Here is a 19132-nt window from a genome sequence, read left to right as displayed (position 1 = left end):
TCATATTCAGGAGGACTGTGCCGGGGTATCATCCAAATCGTGCATATCGGTCAGACCATGTGTCGTCTTCTCCCAATAGAACGGCTTGGTAATGAGCTGCCAAGCGGCTTTCACCGCAGCTATACTCATAAGTACCCAATATAACGGCGAGAGTAGCCCATATTTGACCATCGCGTATGAAAATGTTCGTTCACCGCGCTCTTCCAGTTCCCCGATGACCCAATACATTCCGGCCACGTTACTGAATACGAACAGAAAGTTACCGATATAAAATTCCGCGCTGGCCAGGTAATACACATACCCCGGGAACAGCTTGGGAATAAAGGATAATTCCCAGCCAAACCATAAAATAAGCAAGCCCCAAAAAATCGGATTCAGCAACGGCAACATCGGAGTTGCCAAAATCATCACCTGAAAGCCGAAAAAGCCCTTCCAGCCCACTTCGCGCACCAGCTTAACCGGATTGCGCATATGAACCAGCCATGTCTGCATATACCCCTTGATCCAGCGTGACCGCTGACGAATCCAGTTGCCCACGCGGCTGTTAGCTTCCTCCCATGTGCGGGAATCGACAATAGCAGTTTTGTAGCCGCCTTTATACAGACGTATGCCCAGATCGGCATCCTCGGTTACATTGTAGGGGTCCCACGCATTAATATCTTTCAATACAGATACCCGAAAATGATTGGATGTGCCGCCTAAAGGAATTGGGGTATCTAACTGCATAATACCCGGCAGCAGTAACTCGAACCACATACTGTATTCTTGAGTGAACCAGCGGGTCAGCAAATTTTGTGTACTATTAAAGTAGTTGAGCTTCGCTTGAATACATGCATAATGCTCAGGGAGTGAATCGAACGCTGCAATGACCTTTTTAAGCTGATCAGCGTCGGGACGATCCTCAGCATCGTAAATCACGACAAACTCGCCACGTGCCCGAATAAGTCCATAATTACATGCCTTCGGCTTGGTTTTCGGCAAACCGTCTGGAACGACCAGTGTCGTGTAATAGGCCGGCAGCTTCATTTCCCGAAGTAGCTCGATCGTCTCAATGTCATCCTCTTCAATCAGCAGCCGCACATCCAGCTTGGACTTTGGATAATCCAGCTGCTCCAAATTCCGCAACAACATCGGAAGCACGCCCGCCTCCTTATACATAGGTACAAGAATGGTATAGATCGGCAGTTTCTTTTCATCCATGGCGTCAACCTCTTCCTTCGTAAAACGAAGCTGCGCCCCACGCCGGGAACCGAGATAAATAATGCCAAATTTAAATAGCGTCATCGCAAAATAAAACAGCTGAATCATCATATTGATGATCAACACCGTTTTCCAACTGTTCCACAAGAGACCGAGCAGTGTAATCATACCCATAGCTGCGAACACCCAAAGTTGTCCCTTTGTAAAAGTCGTCCGCGCCGAATTGTGCGGTTCTTTTTCCAATAGCCCGGTCGTGCTCTCCTGCATCATTTCTTCACCGTAGATTTTACCCCAGAGCTGCTCCATCTCTTCCTTCGTAGCAAGCACCTGCTCTACCGGCATACCCAGGATTTCCTCCAGCTTCAAGCGTCGCTCTTCTGGCAACGGATCGCTAACCGCCACAATATATCGGTTCATATACTGATGGATGACGACCACGCCATAAGCCATTGCCACTTGCTCGGGTAGTTTGTACGCCGCATCCAGCGCGAGTTCCTCACCAATACGCCCGATTCGGTTCTGTGTAGCAATCGCGCGGTACAGATCCGCAGGTTCCAGCATTTGCAATGACAGCAAGATGTCTCCCAGTAGTCCGCCGCTCTTCGCCTGGAACTCCAGTGCGCGCTCCAGTTGTTCCGGTAATATATAGCCGGAACGAACCAGCATATCGCCTAGGCGCTCCTTGGACTCGTCGCCGTCAACCTGCTCTTGGAGCTGCTCGGCTGTAATGAAGCCCATCTCTACAAGAATATCACCCAACCTGCCACCGTAACGCTTCTGGTTACGGATGGCATCTGTCAGCTGATCGCGGGTGATCATCCCGTTCTCCACCAGTTGATCCCCCAGACGGGCCTTGCCGTTTCGTCCACTCTGCGTTCCTGTTGCCGCCTCTTCGCCTTCCGTACCAGGGATACTGGAACCAGCGCCCATAGCAGTTCCTGCTGCTGTCTGTTCCTGCCCAGAGGCATATTGGACTTGAGCCTCCTGCACCTGTCCATCCTGTATCCCTTCATCCAGCAATTGTTCCACAGCTGCTGCTGTATCATTGGCGTTCTGTATCGCCTGGATACGAAGTTCGGTATCCTGAAGTCGCCGTTCTAACTCTTCAATATGAAAATCAAGCTTGTACAGCACCGGGGCCTGCTCTAACCGCTGAGCCTCTAGCTGTTGTTGCAGTTGTTCGATTCGCTGACGCTCTTCTTTTATTCTTCTCTTGGTTTGGCGAATTGAAACTCCTCCAACCTGCCACCTAAGCTTGTCACCCATGAATTCCCGCCCTTTCAATCCAGCGCCGCTCTTCCGCAAGCGCATCCGCAAGCAGCTGCTTTAACTCCGCATCCCGCTGCTTTTTCCGTTCCAGCGCCGCGTGGAAAAGTTCCCGCTCCTCACGCAGTAACTCCTCCGCTTGCATCCGTTCCTCATGCAATGAAGATATCAGTTGATCGGCTTCAGAAGCGCGATAACCGAACCAAGCGCTCTTTAACTGACGCGCCGTCCTTTTAGTTCTCATAATACCTCCCTAGATCATCCCGACTCTGCCTTCAGCTACATCGCTACTTTAGAGCTTTTACTTGCCGTTCTCCCGAAACCAGGACATACCTATGTTCTCATTCAAGCCCTTCATTTACACATTTATGAAATTGGCCTAATCAAAAGTGCCTCTAGTAACTTGACATTTATTTATTGAATATAGTTCTTGTCCTATTGAATTGGTAATTCAATGAAAAACTTAGTGCTATTCTACCATAATCATCGTAGGCGTAGTATACAAAAATGTAAATTCTAGAAACTTTCACACTAGCGTATTAGTAGGTATTTAGAACTATAAATTAAATGCTATGAAAAATACCTTCCAGGAAATCTATGCATTTCATGATCATTGGGATCATGAATAAAACAAATACCTCAAAAAGCACAAAAGACACCGCGAACGGTGCCTTTGAAACCTAGATTGCTAATTCCTTAAAATCTGATTTTACACAGCATCCCGCTACTGTGCAAGACAATAATATCTTTCTTTACTGATTAATTTTTCGGCTTGTGCCCTTCAAACCATGTTGATGTATTCGCCAGGAGCTGTTCACTGCGCCCAATGGCTGCCTGTACCTGCCCAGTAGCGGTTCCGCCATATACATTCCGTGCATTAACTACCGCTTCTGGTTGAAGCACCTCATAAATACGATCGTCGAACAGATCCGAAAACTGCTGAAATTCGTCCAGTGTCAGATCAAGCAAATATTTTCCATGCTGGATGCAATACAGCACGGTTTTGCCAATGACCTCATGCGCCTGACGGAACGGAAGCCCTTTGCCGACCAAAAAGTCCGCAATATCAGTTGCATTGGAGAAATCCTGGTTGACCGCTTGACGCATGCGATCCTTGTTCACCTTCATCGTGGCGATCATCGGTGCGAACAGTTGCAAGGCTCCTTCCAGCGTGGCAACGGTATCGAACATCCCTTCCTTGTCCTCCTGCATGTCCTTGTTGTATGCCAGCGGCAAGGATTTCAGTACAGTCAACAAGCCCATGAGGTTTCCATAGACACGTCCGGTTTTACCACGTACCAGCTCGGGCACGTCCGGGTTTTTCTTCTGCGGCATAATGCTGCTGCCTGTGCAAAAAGCATCATCCAGCTCGATAAAACCAAACTCCGTGCTGCTCCATAGCACCAATTCTTCGCTCAGACGAGACAAATGCGTCATAATCAGCGAGGCGCCAGCCAGGAACTCTACGATAAAATCCCGGTCGCTGACGGCATCGAGGCTATTTTCATATACGCCATCAAATCCCAGTTGCTCGGCTACAAAATGACGGTCGATCGGAAAAGTGGTCCCGGCCAAAGCGCCAGCACCGAGCGGCAACACGTTAATCCGCTTGTAGCTGTCTTTGAGTCGGTCAATATCACGCTCCAGCATAGACACATACGCCAGCAGATGATGTGCAAATAAAATAGGCTGCGCACGCTGCAAGTGTGTGTATCCAGGTACAATCGTGTCCAGATTATCCTTTGCCTGCCCGATTAATGCAGCTTGTACATCATGCAGCATACCCACCAGCGATACCACACGTCCGCGCAAATACAAGTGCATATCCGTTGCTACCTGATCGTTACGACTACGCCCAGTGTGCAGCTTACCCCCGACCGGACCAATGGCCTCGATTAGATTTTTTTCGATATTCATGTGAATATCCTCATCCGAAACAGAAAATTCAATTTCCCCACGGCGGATACGCTCTAGGACCGTGTGTAGTCCTTCCTTGATCGTGTCTGCATCCTCCTGCGGAATAATTCCACATTTCCCCAGCATGGCCACATGAGCCAAACTGCCTTGAATATCTTCTTCCGCCAACGCCTGATCAAACCCGATAGAAGCCGTATATTCCTCTACCAGCTTGTTCGTTTGCTTCGTAAACCGTCCGCCCCATAGCTTACTCATTGCATGATCCCCTCTCTGCAATACAAGCCGCCCTCGTCGTTTGGACAAGAACGGCCCGCATCCCGTACATTTTTTAGGTTACATCATTATTTATGATTTTGTGTTACGCCCGCGTTGACCTTCAAACGCAGAGCATTCAAGCGGATAAAGCCTGTTGCATCGCCTTGATCGTAGGCTTGTGTCGGATCGGCTTCCATGGTCGCAATGTCCGGGTTGTACAAGCTAACTGGACTTTTAACGCCTGCACCGATAACGTTGCCTTTGTACAGCTTCACCCGCACGGTACCACTGACATTTTTCTGACTCTCATGAACCAGAGCCTGCAAAGCGACACGTTCCGGTGCGAACCAGAAACCGTTGTAAACCAAGGTAGCATAACGGGTAATCAGACTATCACGCAGATTCATAACCTCGCGATCCATCGTGATAGATTCCATTTTACGGTGAGCTGTGAACAGGATCGTACCGCCCGGCGTCTCATAGACTCCCCGACTCTTCATACCAACAAAACGGTTCTCCACCATATCCACACGTCCGATACCATGCTTGCCGCCCAGTTCATTCAGTTTTTCCATCACTTGCAGTGGATTTAGCTGTTCTCCATTCAAAGCGACGCAGTTACCTGCTTCAAATTCCAACTCCAAATATTCTGCTTCATCAGGAGCGTCCTCAGGCGCGTTGCTGAGCAAGAACATTTCTTTATTTTCAGGAGCACTTGGATCAAACCAAGGGTCCTCCAGCACGCCGCTTTCATAGCTGATATGCAGCAGATTACGGTCCATGGAGTATGGCTTGGCTGCAGAAGCAGTTACCGGAATGTCGTGTTTTTCCGCATAGGCAATCATTTCTGCACGGCCCGGGAACTGATTGCGGAACTCTTCCAGCCGCCAAGGAGCGATCACCTTGATATCCGGCGTCAACGCCGCCGCGTTCAGCTCGAAGCGTACCTGATCGTTACCTTTGCCTGTTGCCCCGTGAGCAATGGCTGTTGCTCCCTCGGCAATCGCAATATCGACCATCCGCTTAGCGATCAATGGACGTGCAATACTCGTTCCGAGCAAATATTGTCCTTCATATAAAGCACCCGCCTGGAACATCGGATAGATAAAATCCTTGGCGAATTCATCACGCAGATCATCAATGTACACTTTGGAGGCCCCCGTAGCGAGTGCTTTTTCCTCCAAACCGTCCAGTTCTTCCTTTTGACCGATATCTGCGGTGAATGCGATGATTTCAGCATCATAAGTTTCTTTGAGCCATTTCAGAATGACCGACGTATCCAGACCGCCGGAATATGCGAGTACGATTTTTTCTTTTGCCATTGTTGAAGTCCTCCCCGATTGCTTACCTTTATCTTCTTTACCTATCAATACCTATCAATCTTAAGCCATTAAAGCAACTAACAGCGCTTTTTGCGCATGCAGACGATTCTCCGCTTCATCAAAAATGACCGAATTCGGACCATCGATTACGCCTGCGCTCACTTCTTCCCCACGATGCGCAGGGAGACAGTGCAGGAATAAATAATCCGGCTTCGCCAGCTTGACCAGCTCCTCATTCACCTGGAAGTCGGCAAAAGCAAGCTCCCGCTCCTTCTGCTCTTCCTCAAAGCCCATGCTCGCCCACACATCTGTGTAGATCGCATCCGCATCTCGTACTGCTTCCTGCGGACTTTGGGTTATAACGATCTCACTACCTGTCTGTTTGGCAATTTCACGGGAAGCTGCGACCACACTCGGGTCAGGCTCGTATCCAGCTGGACTTGCGATGGACACATGCACTCCAAGCTTCGCTCCCCCAATCAAGAGGGAATGAGCCATATTGTTACCGTCTCCGATGTAAGCCAATTTGAGCCCTTTTAGCTTACCCTTTTGCTCATACAAGGTTTGATAATCAGCTAGCACTTGGCACGGATGAGCTAAATCACTCAATCCATTGATCACAGGAACGGACGCATACCGCGCCAACTCTACAACATTATCGTGCCCAAAGGTACGAATCATAATGCCATCTAGATAACGTGACATGACTTGAGCCATGTCGCTAATCGGTTCGCCGCGTCCCAGTTGAATGTCATTTTTGCTGAGGAAAAGAGCATGCCCACCCAATTGATACATACCGACTTCGAAAGATACCCGTGTACGTGTAGAGGATTTTTCAAAAATCAGTCCGAGCGTTTTCCCTTTTAGCGGCTGATAGGTTTCTCCGTTTTTGTGCTTACGCTTAATTTCAATGGCGAGATCAATTAAATACTGGATTTCCTCTGGAGAGTAATCGTCCAGTTCCAGGAAGTCCCGCCCCTTCAAATTCATCTGCTGCAGTGCGCCGCCCTGGCTCATGCTATCGTCTCCTTTTACACTCTAGTCTAGGATGATTTGGCCTTTACACTAAGCCACATGCTCCCGAATCAATTCAGCAATCAATGTTACAGCCTGATCTATTTCGTCTTTCGTTACATACAAGTTAGGCAACAGACGAATCACGTTCGGTCCTGCTGTAATGAACAGAATCCCCTTCTTCTGTCCTGCCAAAACAAGCTCCGCTACCGGTTCTGCACACTCAATACCGACCATCAGACCTTTTCCACGGATATCCTTTACAAAAGGACTATCTCCAAGCTGCTTTTGCAGACTACGGAAAAGGTAATCTCCCATCTCAGCTGCACGTTCTGGTAGCTTGTCATCAATAATCGTTTCAATAGTAGCTTGAACCGCTGCCATAGCAAGTGGCGTACCCCCAAAGGTAGAACCATGACTGCCCGCTGTGAACGCTTCACGCAAATATCCTTTGCCTAGCATCGCACCCACAGAGAAACCACTGCCCAGTCCTTTCGCCAATGTAAAGATATCCGGCTCTATACCATAATGCTCAAAGGAAAACAGTTTGCCCGTCCGTCCCATACCTGTTTGCACCTCGTCAATGATCAGCAGCAAACCATGCTCGCGGCACAGCTTTGTGATCACATCTACGAAAGCAGGGTCTACCGGATACATGCCGCCTTCGGCCTGCACCATTTCCAGCATAATTGCCGCCGTATGCTCACTGATGGCTGCTTCAAGCGCCGTCTGATCATGAAGCGGAACACTTTTGAACCCGGCAGGAAGCGGTAAAAAGCCCTCTTTAACTTTATCCTGACCCGTAGCGGTCAAGGTTGCCAGCGTCCGTCCGTGGAAGGATTGCGTGAACGTAATGATTTCGTAGCGACCGGTCTGCTTTACCTTCTGGTGGTAACGACGCGCCAGCTTAATTGCAGCTTCATTCGCTTCGGCCCCGCTGTTGCAGAAAAACACAGCATCCGCGCTGCTATTGGCTGTCAGCAAGGCAGCGGCTCGTTCTTGCCCCGGAATATGAAACAGATTGGATACATGCCACAGTTCATCGATCTGTTTTTTCAATCGCTCAGCTACTGCTTGAGGCGCATGGCCGAGATTGGTAACGGCAATGCCTGACATGAAATCCAGATAACGCTTGCCCTGATCATCCCACAGCCAGCTTCCTTGTCCTTTTACCAGTGTAAGCGGGTATCTTGCGTAGGTTGGAAAAAGAGAGCTTTCTGTCTGCGCTTTTGCCGACACCTTTTCCGTTTGCACTCCGCTTCCATCCGTACTTGGCATTTCCTCGCTCACCAGCGTATTCGGTTCCTTACTCATTATGTTCACGCTCCTTTATCGTTTGGTTATATAGGTCGAGCTATATATTGTAATTACTGCATACGCACGATGCGTGTTCCAATCGATTCTCCGCCCAGCACACGGCTTAGTACCTGCGGTTCGCTACCGTTCACAATGACGACTTCCTTCACTTTGCCGTGGATACAGGCAATAGCCGCTCTCACTTTCGGGATCATGCCACCGTATATTTCACCTGTGCTGATCATATCCTCAATCTCCTGTACAGTGATAGAGTCCAGCACTCTCTTTTCTCCGCCATACTTCTTCAATATGCCTGGTACATCTGTAACGACGATCATCCGACTGACCCCCAGATGAGAGGCTACCGCACCCGCCGCTGTATCCGCATTAATGTTGTAACGCTGACCCGATCGATCAATCCCGATGGGTGCAATAACAGGCATATAGTCCATATCCAGTACACCTGTAATAATCGAGGCTTGAACGGATGTTACCTCTCCGACCCAACCGACCTCAGCGGCATTCGACACAGGCTTGGCTTCGATTAAATAGCCATCACTGCCTGACAACCCCAACGCTCGGCCCCCATGCATCCCTATTCTACGTACAATCTGCTTGTTAATGCTGCCTGCCAGTACCATTTCCACGACATCCAACACAGGTTCGGTCGTTTTGCGTAATCCATGAATAAACTCCGTTTCGATCCCCAGCTTCGCCAAGTTGTCGGAAATCGCAGGGCCACCGCCATGTACAATGACAGGTTGAAGACCTTCCGACTGCAAACGCGCCAAATCTTCAAAAAAGGAATCAGGTAACGCAGCCAGCGTACTTCCTCCGCATTTCATCACAAAATTACGACGTGCCACTCCCGCATGATTCGCTTGATCCGCGTGTTCCACTGCCGATTGCATATCATCTCTCCTTTTCTTCTCTGCATATCCGTGCCATTTTCAAATGATACTGGACTTCCATCCGCTCGTTGCTTCTAACAACTACTATCCTTATTCAATCCGTATTTTATTCTGGTACCTATGTCCGATAAGCTGCGTTAATCCGCACATAATCATAGGTTAGGTCACAGCCCCATGCTGTAGCGGTTCCGTTCCCGTGATGCAAATCAACAATAATCTGCACCGTATCTCCCCGCAAATAGGCTAGCGCCTCTTCTTCGCCAAAAGCGACCGGACTCGATTGGCTTAGCACAACAATATCACCCAAGCGAATATCTACCGTATCTGGATTAACAGGTTCTCCGGCACGCCCTACGGCCGCAATAATCCGTCCCCAATTCGCATCTGCTCCGAAAACGGCCGACTTGACCAGACTGGACCCAACCACTGTCTTGGCTATCGCTTGGGCGGACGCATCGCTTACCGCTCCGCTTACAGACACCTCTACCAGCTTCGTAGCACCCTCTCCATCGCGAGCAATTGCCTTCGCCAGCTCTCGGCAGATATAGGTGAACGCCTCGGCAAAAGCGTCCCAATCGGGATGCCCTACGTGCAGCTCACGGTTGCCAGCCAGTCCGCTCGCCATGGCGATTAGCATATCGTTCGTGCTCGTATCCCCATCCACCGTAATCATATTAAAGCTGGTATCCGTTGCCTGCTTTAATAGTTGATGAAGCGCCGTCTGTCCGATCACTGCATCACAGGTCATAAAAGCGAGCATCGTTGCCATATTCGGATGTATCATGCCCGATCCCTTGGCCGCCCCGGCGATGTGTACGGTCACACCGTCCACCTCAACCGCCACACATGCTTCCTTTTTAACCAAATCCGTTGTCAGAATGGCTTGGGTAAATTGCTCCGCTCCATCGTTTGCCCCGTTCATACGGTCAGGTAAGGAGGATATTCCGCCAAGCACACGATCCATTTTCAAATGCTCGCCGATCACGCCCGTCGAGGCGACGGCTACATTGCTCTCAGCAACACCCAGTTCACGAGCCGCAGCCGAACGCATAGCGTAGGCATCCTGCTCCCCTTGCTGTCCCGTACAGGCATTGGCGTTCCCGCTGTTCACCACTACTGCCTGCAATCGACCATCTGCCAAGCTCTCGCGGGTCACCTTCAGCGGTGCAGCTTGAAACACATTGGTGGTGTACACCGCAGCAGCTGTCGCCTCTACCTCACACCGAATCGCGCCCATATCGTTGCGGTTCGAATTTTTTAGTCCGCAGTGTAATCCCCCGGCTGTAAAGCCACGCGGAGTTACAATGTTCCCCCCGTTTACTACTGTAAACTCTACTTTGCCCATAATTATGTGCCCTCGTTCGCAACATATTCGATGAATGGCAGCTGCCTGTATTCGAAATTCCGCTCGCTGACGTTTCCTGCATCTTGTTGCGGTTACTTGCTACTTACGGATATACCGGTATGAAGCCCAGCCCGAGGGTCTCCTCCCATCCCATCATCAAATTTAAATTCTGAATCGCCTGTCCAGCTGCACCCTTCACAACATTATCAATGACAGAAATAATCGTAAGACGCCCGGTTCGGGCATCTGCTGCAAAACCGATGTCGCAGTAATTCGAACCCAATACTTCCTTCGTTGCTGGCCATATACCTTCGCCACGTACACGGACAAAAGGATGCCCTTTATAATAATCCCGGTATAACCCGATAAGATCCTGATCTGTATGGTCACCCTTCAGCGTGACATAAATTGTACTCATAATTCCTCGGGTCATGGGAACAAGTTGTGTCGTAAACGTAATCGTAACGTCCTCGCCCGCAATATCACCTAGTACCTGTTCGATCTCAGGGATGTGTTGGTGCTTATTCACCTTATAAGCCTTGAAATTCTCGTTCATTTCCGCATAATGCGAAACAAGACTTGTTCCCCTACCCGAGCCGGATACACCGGATTTGGCATCCACAATCAGCGACCGATGGTCAATCCAATCCGCTTTCAGCGCAGGAATAATCCCCAGCAATGTTGCGGTCGGATAACAGCCTGGATTTGAAATAAAAGAAACGCCCGCCAGCTTTTCTGCATACACCTCACTGAGTCCGTATACCGCTTGCTTGAGATACTCGGGTGAAGCCGCAGGCTTTTTATACCATGCTTCATACGTTTCCCCGCTTCGAAGCCTGAAGTCCCCGGAAAGGTCAATGACTTTCAGTCCTGCATCAAGAAGCTGCGGCACTAACTTGGTACTAACGCCCGATGGCGTAGCAGTGAAAACCAGATCGGCCTTGGCAGCAATTTCGTGGACTTCGACACCGTCCAAATCCTGCACCACAATGTCCGTTAGATGTGGAAACCCGTCACTGATTGGGACACCCGCGCTGGACGAAGAAATAACAGATACAATCTCTACTTGCGGATGATGAACCAAAAAACGAATCAGCTCCACCCCGCCATACCCGGTGGAACCGACAATTGCCACTTTTAACTTGCTGCTCACAGACCTTCCTCCATTCCGTTCCTATGAAATATGTATTATTATACGACTCTATTCATATAAATACAACACCTCATGTCATGTTATTCCTCCAAATTTAAAATATGCGCTCTTGTCTATTCTTTTGACGGACAAGCTGTACGAGCTATAATAAAGGAAATAAAAAATAGACAGAGAGTCTCTTGAATACAGTCTGCCGTTTTGCATAAAGAAAAGGGGGGATATTCCCTTTAAATTATCTCATATATTGGTATTCATCTCGATTGGCCGTTTGCTGCACTTTATGAACTTGTTGAACATGAAGGGAGTCACATGGGCTGCATCTAGTGAATCTGCGCAGAGGAGCCGCTGAAGCGGATAATTGGGGTCGAAAATAAACTTAAACGTTAGGGGTGCTACACATCGAAACATATACAGCGAATATCGTTATAGATGCAAAGGCAAAGTTAGGCGAGGGTCCCAGCTGGGATCAGCGGTTTCAGCGTTTATTTTGGGTCGATATTGAAGGTTTTCAATTGCATATCTATGATCCTTCTACGTGCACAGATCGTACAATAGAGGTTGGTGAACATATTGGTGCAGTTGTACCTTATCTCAAAAATAAAGTGATCGTAGCGCTGATTAGCGGTCTATATTGTTTGGATATTGAGACAGGGGCCAAAGTATTGATCCATGATCCTGAGGAAGGTAAACTAGGTAATCGTTTTAATGATGGAAAATGCGATCCTACAGGACGTTTTTTAGCAGGAACAATGAGCCTAAATGGCGAACACGCGCAAGGAGCATTGTATAGTCTGAGCACAAAAGGCAATGTCTCCTTACTGGTTGATAAAGCTTCCATATCTAATGGATTAGCCTGGAGCGCAGATCATCGTACAATGTATTACATTGATACTCCAACATTGGAGGTCGTCTCCTTCGATTACGATGTGGCACAAGGCACGATTAGGAATAAGCAACTGGTGGCTAGATTGGATGAAAGTGAAGGGTATCCAGATGGCATGACAATCGATGCAGAGGGCATGTTGTGGGTCGCGCGATGGGGTGGTAAACGTGTCTCCCGTATCCATCCTGCTCATGGAGAAGTGATTGCTGAGGTGTCACTCCCCGTCAATTGTGTGACTTCGTGTGCTTTTGGCGGTGAACATCTGGATGAGTTATATATTACGACTGCTCAAGATAATGATAGTGCCGATCAACCATTAGCAGGCGGTCTATTTATGGTCAAAACAGGGGTAAGAGGAACGCTAACCTCGTATTTCAATCAAGGACAACCGGCAAATTGGCTTGAACGATTAGTAAAAAGAATCTAGGAAAGCCATTCTGAAGAGAGAGGAGCCTAATTAGTAGGCTCTCCTGCTCTCCTACATTAATTCAGTTAAGAGCATACCTCCAGACAGGCCCCTTTGTTTTAGCTTTCCTTCTTAAACCCTTCACCCAATACCTCACGAGTATTACTAATAATCACAAAAGCTTCCGGGTCTACCAAGCGGACGAGCGTCTTGAGGCGAGTTACCTCGTTTTGTCCGACTACAACCATAAGAACAGGACGTTCTTCGTTCGTGTAACCGCCCCGCCCTGCCAGCTCTGTCAATCCTCGGTCCAAATCCTGCAAAATAGCCTGCGTGATCGTTTCTTTCTGATTGGATATGATGTAAGCTACTTTGGAGTAGCTCAGTCCCATTTCCACAGCATCAATGACCTTACCAGTTACAAACAAGCCAATCAACGCATACAGCGCACGTTCCGGTGAGAGGGCGAAACCAGCCAGTGTAATCACCGTGCCATCCATCAACATGACACAGAGAGAAAGACTAAAGCCCGTATACTTTTGAATAATCTGCGCCAAAATAGCCAGTCCACCCGTCGAGCCCCTGCCCCGAAATACAGTCCCCAAACCCAACCCTACTCCGATTCCACCATATAGCGAAGCCAGCAACGGATTTGTTGTCGGAACTGCCCAGTCCTTCGTGACATAAACGAATAGCGGCAGCATAATACTTCCCAGTAAAGAACGCAAACCGTATTTTTTCCCTAACAGCAGGACCCCTGCTATAAATAACGGAATATTCATTCCCCACTGCGTATAGGCTGGTTCCAGGCCAAACAGGTCCTCACCCAAGATAGACAAGCCCGATACACCCCCGGATGCAATCCGGTTTGGAAGCAAGAACATGTTAAAGGTCAGCGCTGTAATGAAAGAGCCGAGTATAATCAGCAAAATGTCGGTCACGTTGCGTGCGGGTCCGCTGGCGGCAATCAGAGGCTTACGGCGTCTTCGGCGGGCAGCGGGGGGATTCAATTGAGACATCATTCGTGTTCTCCTTTAGTTAAAAATACCGTTACACAAAAATTCCTACAGTCCGCAGGCACATGGTCTGCAGACTGTAGGAAAACGTACAGGCTATTATTCTGCGTCCAGCTTAATTTGGCTGCGCAGGTAACCATCGATGAACGGATCGAGATCGCCATCCATGACAGCTCCTACGTTGCCAGTTTCCACGCTAGTACGATGATCCTTAACCATGCTGTATGGATGGAACACGTAGGAGCGAATTTGACTGCCCCATGCAATATCGGACTGTTCTCCGCGGATTTCGTCCAATTGCTGACGCTGCTCTTCGATCTTACGCTCGTAGAGCTTGGAACGGAGCATCGTCATTGCCTGCTCACGGTTCTTGATCTGGGAGCGCTCATTTTGACAAGTTACCACAATGCCGGAAGGAAGATGCGTAATTCGAACGGCTGAGTCGGTCGTATTAATATGCTGACCACCTGCACCGCTGGCCCGGTACGTATCAATTTTAAGATCCTCTGTCCGGATCTCAACGTCCACATCATCCGCAATTTCCGGTACGACATCGCAGGATACGAACGACGTATGCCGACGACCCGAGGAATCAAATGGAGAAATGCGAACGAGACGATGCACGCCTTTTTCTGCTTTGAGGTAGCCATAAGCATTATAGCCCTTGATCAGCAGCGTTACACTTTTGATCCCTGCTTCATCACCCGCAAGGTAATCCAGCGTTTCTACCTTAAAACCGCGTTTTTCTGCCCAGCGTGTATACATCCGTAGCAGCATTTGACCCCAGTCCTGCGACTCGGTTCCACCCGCCCCCGGATGCAACTCCAAAATGGCATTAAGCTTGTCATATGGCTGATTCAAAAGCAATTGGAGTTCAAACTCTTGAAGCTTGCTCAGCAAAGATCTGATACTATTTTCAATTTCTCCAGCCAGTGTTTCGTCGCCTTCCTCATCAGCTAGCTCAGCCATCATCCCCGCATCCTCATATTCCTGACGGAGCTGTTCATAGCTGTCTACAGAAGACTTAACCGCGTTCATTTCCGCGATCACGGCTTGAGCTTTATCGTTATCATCCCAAAAATCAGGCGCAGCCATCTTTTCCTCAAAGTTTGAGATCATTTCCTGTTTGAGATCTAAGTCAAAGAGACCCCCTAAGGTTTGTTAGTTTCTTGCCTATTTCTCTTAAATCATGTTTTACATTTGGATCAATCATGATGACATTCTCCTTTTAATATAGGGTTAGGGGAGTAAAAGCGTTGTGAGTTACGGCTGGGTGAAGAGACGCTGCGCGAATGATTTGATCTTACGATCGCTGGCGCTTCTCCAGATTCAAATCCTCCGCTTCGCTGCCGACCGCCGTAGAGTCAAACGACTTTTAAATTATCGGCTCTGGTATGTGAGCCGAGTCAAGAACTGAATTAACTGACAAACAAGCAGAGACCAGCTTGCTTGTCATAATTGTTTAAAAAGAATTGAGATCAAGCTAGCCATTCATCAATGTTCAAACTGATCCTCCAACAGAGACCTATAAGTTGAAAACATCAGTCTCACCCCTGTATGGCACAAAATGGCCGACGGTCAGTGGTGAACTGCCGCCTGCCATTATATGCACTGCAGGGAATAGTGTATCTCAAGATCTCTCCCTTAATTTCAATCCGTTATTTTCTACGCGGACGCGAAGGAGCGGATTTCTTTTTAGGAGCCGCAGGTTCACCACTCGTCGAGATTTTGTCTTCGTCGATGACAGCCTGACGCTCTTGATTGGATTCAATTTGTGCTTTCATGATGTATGTCGCTACTTCCTCTTGGATGCTAGCAATCATAGCATGGAACATTTCGAAGCCTTCAAATTGATATTCGCGCAGCGGATCGGTACCGCCGTAAGCACGCAAGTGAATACCTTGACGCAATTGATCCATAGCATCAATATGGTCCATCCATTTGCTATCGACTGCACGCAATACGATAACCTTCTCGAACTCGCGTACCATATCTTCGCCAATCATTTCTTCACGGCTGTGGTATCTGTTGGTAACTTTCTCGAAGATCATATCCACGATCTCCTCTTTTTCCTTGCCCCACAGGTCATCACGCGTAAGTGTATTTTCCTCAAGCAGGTTGTTGTTCACATACTCTGCTACTTCTTCAAGCTCCCAGTTTTCAGGAATGTCATCGCCGCAATGAGCTTCCACTACGCGCTCAATGACAGGCTTGATCATGTCGAACACAATTTCCTTGATGTTCTCTGATTCCAGCACCTCACGGCGTTGCTTGTAAATAATAGCACGCTGCTGGTTCATTACATCATCATACTGGAGAACAACTTTACGCTGATCAAAGTTGTTGCCTTCGACACGTTTTTGAGCTGATTCGATAGCACGTGTAATCATACGGCTCTCGATAGGTTGGTCTTCCTCGAAGCCCAAACGCTCCATCATACTCAGCACGTTGTCCGCACCAAAACGCTTCATTAACTCATCGCCCAGCGATAAGTAAAACTGTGTGGAGCCCGGATCACCCTGACGTCCTGCACGTCCGCGAAGCTGATTATCAATACGACGGGATTCATGACGTTCTGTACCGATGATGTGCAAACCACCGAGTTCTGATACGCCTTCGCCCAGTACGATGTCAGTACCGCGTCCAGCCATGTTGGTAGCGATGGTAACTGCGCCAGCTTCACCTGCACGGGAAATAATCTCAGCTTCCTCAGCATGATACTTGGCGTTAAGCACTTTGTGACGAACGCCTTTGCGTTTCAGCATTTCAGAAAGAAGCTCCGAGTTTTCAATAGAAACCGTACCTACCAATATCGGTTGGTTCTTTTTGTTGCGCTCCAGGATTTCATCCACCACTGCATGGAATTTGCCTTTTACGCTCTTGTATACAACGTCAGGCATATCTACACGCTGGTTAGGCCGATTCGTTGGAATTTGGAGTACTTCCAGACCATATATTTTTTTGAATTCTTCTTCTTCTGTTTTCGCTGTACCCGTCATCCCCGCCAATTTGCGGTACATACGGAAATAGTTTTGGAATGTAATCGTCGCTAGCGTCATGCTTTCATTTTGTACAATGATGTTTTCCTTCGCTTCAATGGCTTGATGCAGACCATCACTGTAACGGCGTCCAGCCATCAGACGACCTGTAAACTCATCGACAATCAGGACCTCACCGTCAGCTACGACATAGTCCACATCCAAACGCATAATGGCATTAGCCTTCAATGCCTGTACAATGTGGTGATTGATTGTAACACTTTCCTGATCGTACAAGTTTTCAAGACCAAAGAAATTCTCGGCCTTGGATACGCCGTTTTCGGTCAAAGCAACCGACTTCACCTTAATATCCAGAGTGTAATCTTCTTCAACACTCAGGCTCTTCACAAAACGGTCAGCCGCGAAATACAGCTCTGTCGATTTCTGAGCTTGTCCTGAAATAATCAATGGCGTACGGGCTTCATCGACGAGAATAGAATCGACTTCATCAATGATACAGAAGTACAACGGACGTTGTACCATCTGCTCTTTGTAAAGCACCATATTATCACGCAGATAATCGAACCCAAACTCGTTGTTTGTACCGTACGTGATGTCACAAGCATAGGCTGCCTGCTTGGCGGCATGATCCATATTGGCCAAATTCAGCCCTACGGACATTCCCAGGAAGTTATAAATCTGTCCCATTTCTCCGCTGTCACGTTGCGCCAAATAGTCATTGACCGTAACCACGTGCACGCCTTTGCCCAACAGAGCATTCAAATAAACCGGCAGTGTTCCTACCAGTGTTTTACCTTCACCGGTTTTCATCTCGGCAATTTTACCTTCATGCAGCGCAATACCACCGAGCATCTGTACGTCATAATGACGTTTACCCAGCACCCGCTTGGACGCTTCGCGAACCGTTGCAAAAGCTTCCGGCAAAATTTCTTCAGCCGTAGTCCCTTGTTCGACCCGAGCTTTAAATTCTGCCGTCTTCGCTTGCAACTCCTCATCCGAGAGCTTTTCGAAATCCGGCTCTATCTTATTGATCAGTTCAACCGTCTTCATTAAACGCTTGACGTCACGTTCATTGGTATCTCCGAAGATTTTCTTAACAATTCCTAGCATGGTTTACCCCTTTCGCGCAAAACAATTAATAGAATCAATTTCACAATAAGAAAGGGTCCATGATGAAATTGATTCCCGATATGTTTGACAGGCCCGGCTGTACCAGCCCATCGTGCGATGTTCTTTGCATAAATTGTAACAGTTTGTAGGACATGCCGCAACACAAGCAGCCTCCAGATTTGCATCCGGTTAAAGATACCAAAACAATTGACGCACGAAATACACAACTTAGTTACGCTTATCCAAGTTAAAATTTCCTTACATTTACAAAAAAACATATAAAAGAGCCCTATCCCGCCAGGTTCGCAAGGATAAGGCTCGTGTTGTTTTCATTTTCCTAATATCCATGAAGCATGCTTCAATCGAAATCGTTCTATTCATTTTAAAATGTGAAAAGTTCCTACTTCATAGGCTATTCCCGTTCGATCAGACCGTATTTACCATCATTGCGCTTGTAAACTACGTTAACTTCTTCGTTGTCAATATTGGAAAACACAAAGAAATTATGTCCAACCATGTTCATTTGAAGAATAGCTTCTTCCACATCCATAGGTTTCAATAAGAAACGCTTGGTGCGGACGACTTCCAGCTCATCCAGTTCTACATCCTCATCTTCAGCAACAGCCACGCCACCTGCCGGATCTTCCACAAAAAGGGTTTTCAAACTGCCTTCCTGACGGAATTTACGGTTTAGCTTGGTTTTGTGCTTGCGAATTTGCCGTTCAAGCTTGTCTACCACGGCATCAATGGATGAATACATGTCATCGCTCTCGTCTTCGGCACGGAGTACAAGCCCCGGCAAAGGAATGGTTACTTCTACAGTGTGCAAATCTCTGGTTGTGCTTAACGTTACACTTCCATCAGACGTCGGGGGTGCATCGAAATACTTTTCAAGTCTGCTGAATTTCTTATCAACGTAGTCCTTCAAAGCGTCGGTAACCTCGATCTGTTGACCTCGTACTGTTAAGTTCATAGGGCACGCCTCCTTTGCTCCTTCAGTATAGCACATATGTTAACGCCAAGTAAAAAAAGAGACCAA

At 48.1% G+C, this 19132-nt stretch carries 14 protein-coding genes; 1 reads left to right on the top strand and 13 read right to left on the bottom strand.

The window, feature by feature from the left end:
* Window positions 1–6 precede the first annotated feature (6 nt).
* From BM358_RS24005 to argC, 9 genes are all read right to left on the bottom strand, one after another.
* Window positions 7–2466 carry a cyclic di-GMP-binding domain-containing protein, MshE-related gene (locus BM358_RS24005; protein ID WP_028542125.1) on the bottom strand — a complete coding sequence of 820 codons (2460 nt, stop codon included), beginning with the start codon at window positions 2464–2466 and terminating at the stop codon, window positions 7–9.
* On the bottom strand, window positions 2459–2710 hold the full coding sequence (locus tag BM358_RS24000; RefSeq protein ID WP_028542126.1) for a hypothetical protein: 252 nt from the start codon (window positions 2708–2710) through the stop codon (window positions 2459–2461). The genes BM358_RS24005 and BM358_RS24000 overlap by 8 nt, the downstream gene beginning before the upstream one ends.
* Window positions 2711–3225: 515 nt before the next feature.
* A complete protein-coding gene (gene argH, locus BM358_RS23995; protein ID WP_028542127.1) occupies window positions 3226–4638 on the bottom strand; it encodes an argininosuccinate lyase in 1413 nt (470 codons plus the stop codon).
* 86 nt (window positions 4639–4724) lie between these two features.
* Window positions 4725–5960, bottom strand: a complete 1236-nt coding sequence (locus BM358_RS23990; protein ID WP_023990631.1) for an argininosuccinate synthase — start codon at window positions 5958–5960, stop codon at window positions 4725–4727.
* Window positions 5961–6020: 60 nt separating this feature from the next.
* Window positions 6021–6977: an ornithine carbamoyltransferase gene (gene argF, locus BM358_RS23985; protein WP_028542128.1), complete on the bottom strand. Its 957-nt coding sequence runs from the start codon at window positions 6975–6977 to the stop codon at window positions 6021–6023.
* Window positions 6978–7025: 48 nt separating this feature from the next.
* Window positions 7026–8288 (bottom strand): acetylornithine transaminase, encoded by a 1263-nt coding sequence (locus BM358_RS23980; protein WP_028542129.1) that lies wholly within the window; start codon window positions 8286–8288, stop codon window positions 7026–7028.
* A gap of 53 nt (window positions 8289–8341) precedes the next feature.
* Window positions 8342–9181 (bottom strand): acetylglutamate kinase, encoded by an 840-nt coding sequence (gene argB / locus BM358_RS23975; protein WP_025723996.1) that lies wholly within the window; start codon window positions 9179–9181, stop codon window positions 8342–8344.
* A 118-nt stretch (window positions 9182–9299) separates the two neighbouring features.
* Window positions 9300–10526, bottom strand: a complete 1227-nt coding sequence (argJ, locus tag BM358_RS23970) for a bifunctional glutamate N-acetyltransferase/amino-acid acetyltransferase ArgJ (protein ID WP_028542130.1) — start codon at window positions 10524–10526, stop codon at window positions 9300–9302.
* A 103-nt stretch (window positions 10527–10629) separates the two neighbouring features.
* Window positions 10630–11679 (bottom strand): N-acetyl-gamma-glutamyl-phosphate reductase, encoded by a 1050-nt coding sequence (gene argC / locus BM358_RS23965; RefSeq protein ID WP_023990636.1) that lies wholly within the window; start codon window positions 11677–11679, stop codon window positions 10630–10632.
* Window positions 11680–12068: 389 nt separating this feature from the next.
* Between argC and BM358_RS23960 the strand changes: the two genes are divergently transcribed.
* Window positions 12069–12989, top strand: coding sequence for an SMP-30/gluconolactonase/LRE family protein (locus BM358_RS23960; RefSeq protein ID WP_013312255.1), 921 nt, complete (start codon window positions 12069–12071; stop codon window positions 12987–12989).
* Between the two features lie 98 nt (window positions 12990–13087).
* Here the strand turns inward: BM358_RS23960 and BM358_RS23955 are convergent, their stop codons facing one another.
* From BM358_RS23955 to hpf, 4 genes are all read right to left on the bottom strand, one after another.
* Window positions 13088–13987 carry a YitT family protein gene (locus BM358_RS23955; protein ID WP_023990638.1) on the bottom strand — a complete coding sequence of 300 codons (900 nt, stop codon included), beginning with the start codon at window positions 13985–13987 and terminating at the stop codon, window positions 13088–13090.
* A gap of 96 nt (window positions 13988–14083) precedes the next feature.
* A protein-coding gene (prfB, locus tag BM358_RS23950) for a peptide chain release factor 2 (protein WP_103744773.1) occupies window positions 14084–15197 on the bottom strand; the annotation gives its coding sequence in 2 pieces (ribosomal slippage) (window positions 14084–15124 and window positions 15126–15197; 1113 coding nt in all).
* A gap of 445 nt (window positions 15198–15642) precedes the next feature.
* Window positions 15643–18093: a preprotein translocase subunit SecA gene (gene secA / locus BM358_RS23945; RefSeq protein WP_023990640.1), complete on the bottom strand. Its 2451-nt coding sequence runs from the start codon at window positions 18091–18093 to the stop codon at window positions 15643–15645.
* Window positions 18094–18505: 412 nt separating this feature from the next.
* The gene (hpf, locus tag BM358_RS23940; RefSeq protein WP_023990642.1) at window positions 18506–19066 is read right to left on the bottom strand and encodes a ribosome hibernation-promoting factor, HPF/YfiA family; all 561 of its coding nucleotides are present in this window, start codon (window positions 19064–19066) and stop codon (window positions 18506–18508) included.
* Between the last annotated feature and the right edge of the window lie 66 nt (window positions 19067–19132).

The sequence above is a fragment of the Paenibacillus sp. cl130 genome (assembly GCF_900116035.1).
Taxonomy (GTDB): domain Bacteria; phylum Bacillota; class Bacilli; order Paenibacillales; family Paenibacillaceae; genus Paenibacillus; species Paenibacillus polymyxa_B.
Note: the sequence above shows the minus strand (reverse complement) of the source record. Positions and strands in the feature narration are given on the sequence as shown.

Coding starts and splice junctions, on each gene's coding strand:
- BM358_RS24005 (WP_028542125.1), bottom strand. CDS start 2,466: ATGGGTGACAAGCTTAGGTGGCAGGTTGGAGGAGTTTCAATTCGCCAA.
- BM358_RS24000 (WP_028542126.1), bottom strand. CDS start 2,710: ATGAGAACTAAAAGGACGGCGCGTCAGTTAAAGAGCGCTTGGTTCGGT.
- argH (WP_028542127.1), bottom strand. CDS start 4,638: ATGAGTAAGCTATGGGGCGGACGGTTTACGAAGCAAACGAACAAGCTG.
- BM358_RS23990 (WP_023990631.1), bottom strand. CDS start 5,960: ATGGCAAAAGAAAAAATCGTACTCGCATATTCCGGCGGTCTGGATACG.
- argF (WP_028542128.1), bottom strand. CDS start 6,977: ATGAGCCAGGGCGGCGCACTGCAGCAGATGAATTTGAAGGGGCGGGAC.
- BM358_RS23980 (WP_028542129.1), bottom strand. CDS start 8,288: ATGAGTAAGGAACCGAATACGCTGGTGAGCGAGGAAATGCCAAGTACG.
- argB (WP_025723996.1), bottom strand. CDS start 9,181: ATGCAATCGGCAGTGGAACACGCGGATCAAGCGAATCATGCGGGAGTG.
- argJ (WP_028542130.1), bottom strand. CDS start 10,526: ATGGGCAAAGTAGAGTTTACAGTAGTAAACGGGGGGAACATTGTAACT.
- BM358_RS23955 (WP_023990638.1), bottom strand. CDS start 13,987: ATGTCTCAATTGAATCCCCCCGCTGCCCGCCGAAGACGCCGTAAGCCT.
- secA (WP_023990640.1), bottom strand. CDS start 18,093: ATGCTAGGAATTGTTAAGAAAATCTTCGGAGATACCAATGAACGTGAC.
- hpf (WP_023990642.1), bottom strand. CDS start 19,066: ATGAACTTAACAGTACGAGGTCAACAGATCGAGGTTACCGACGCTTTG.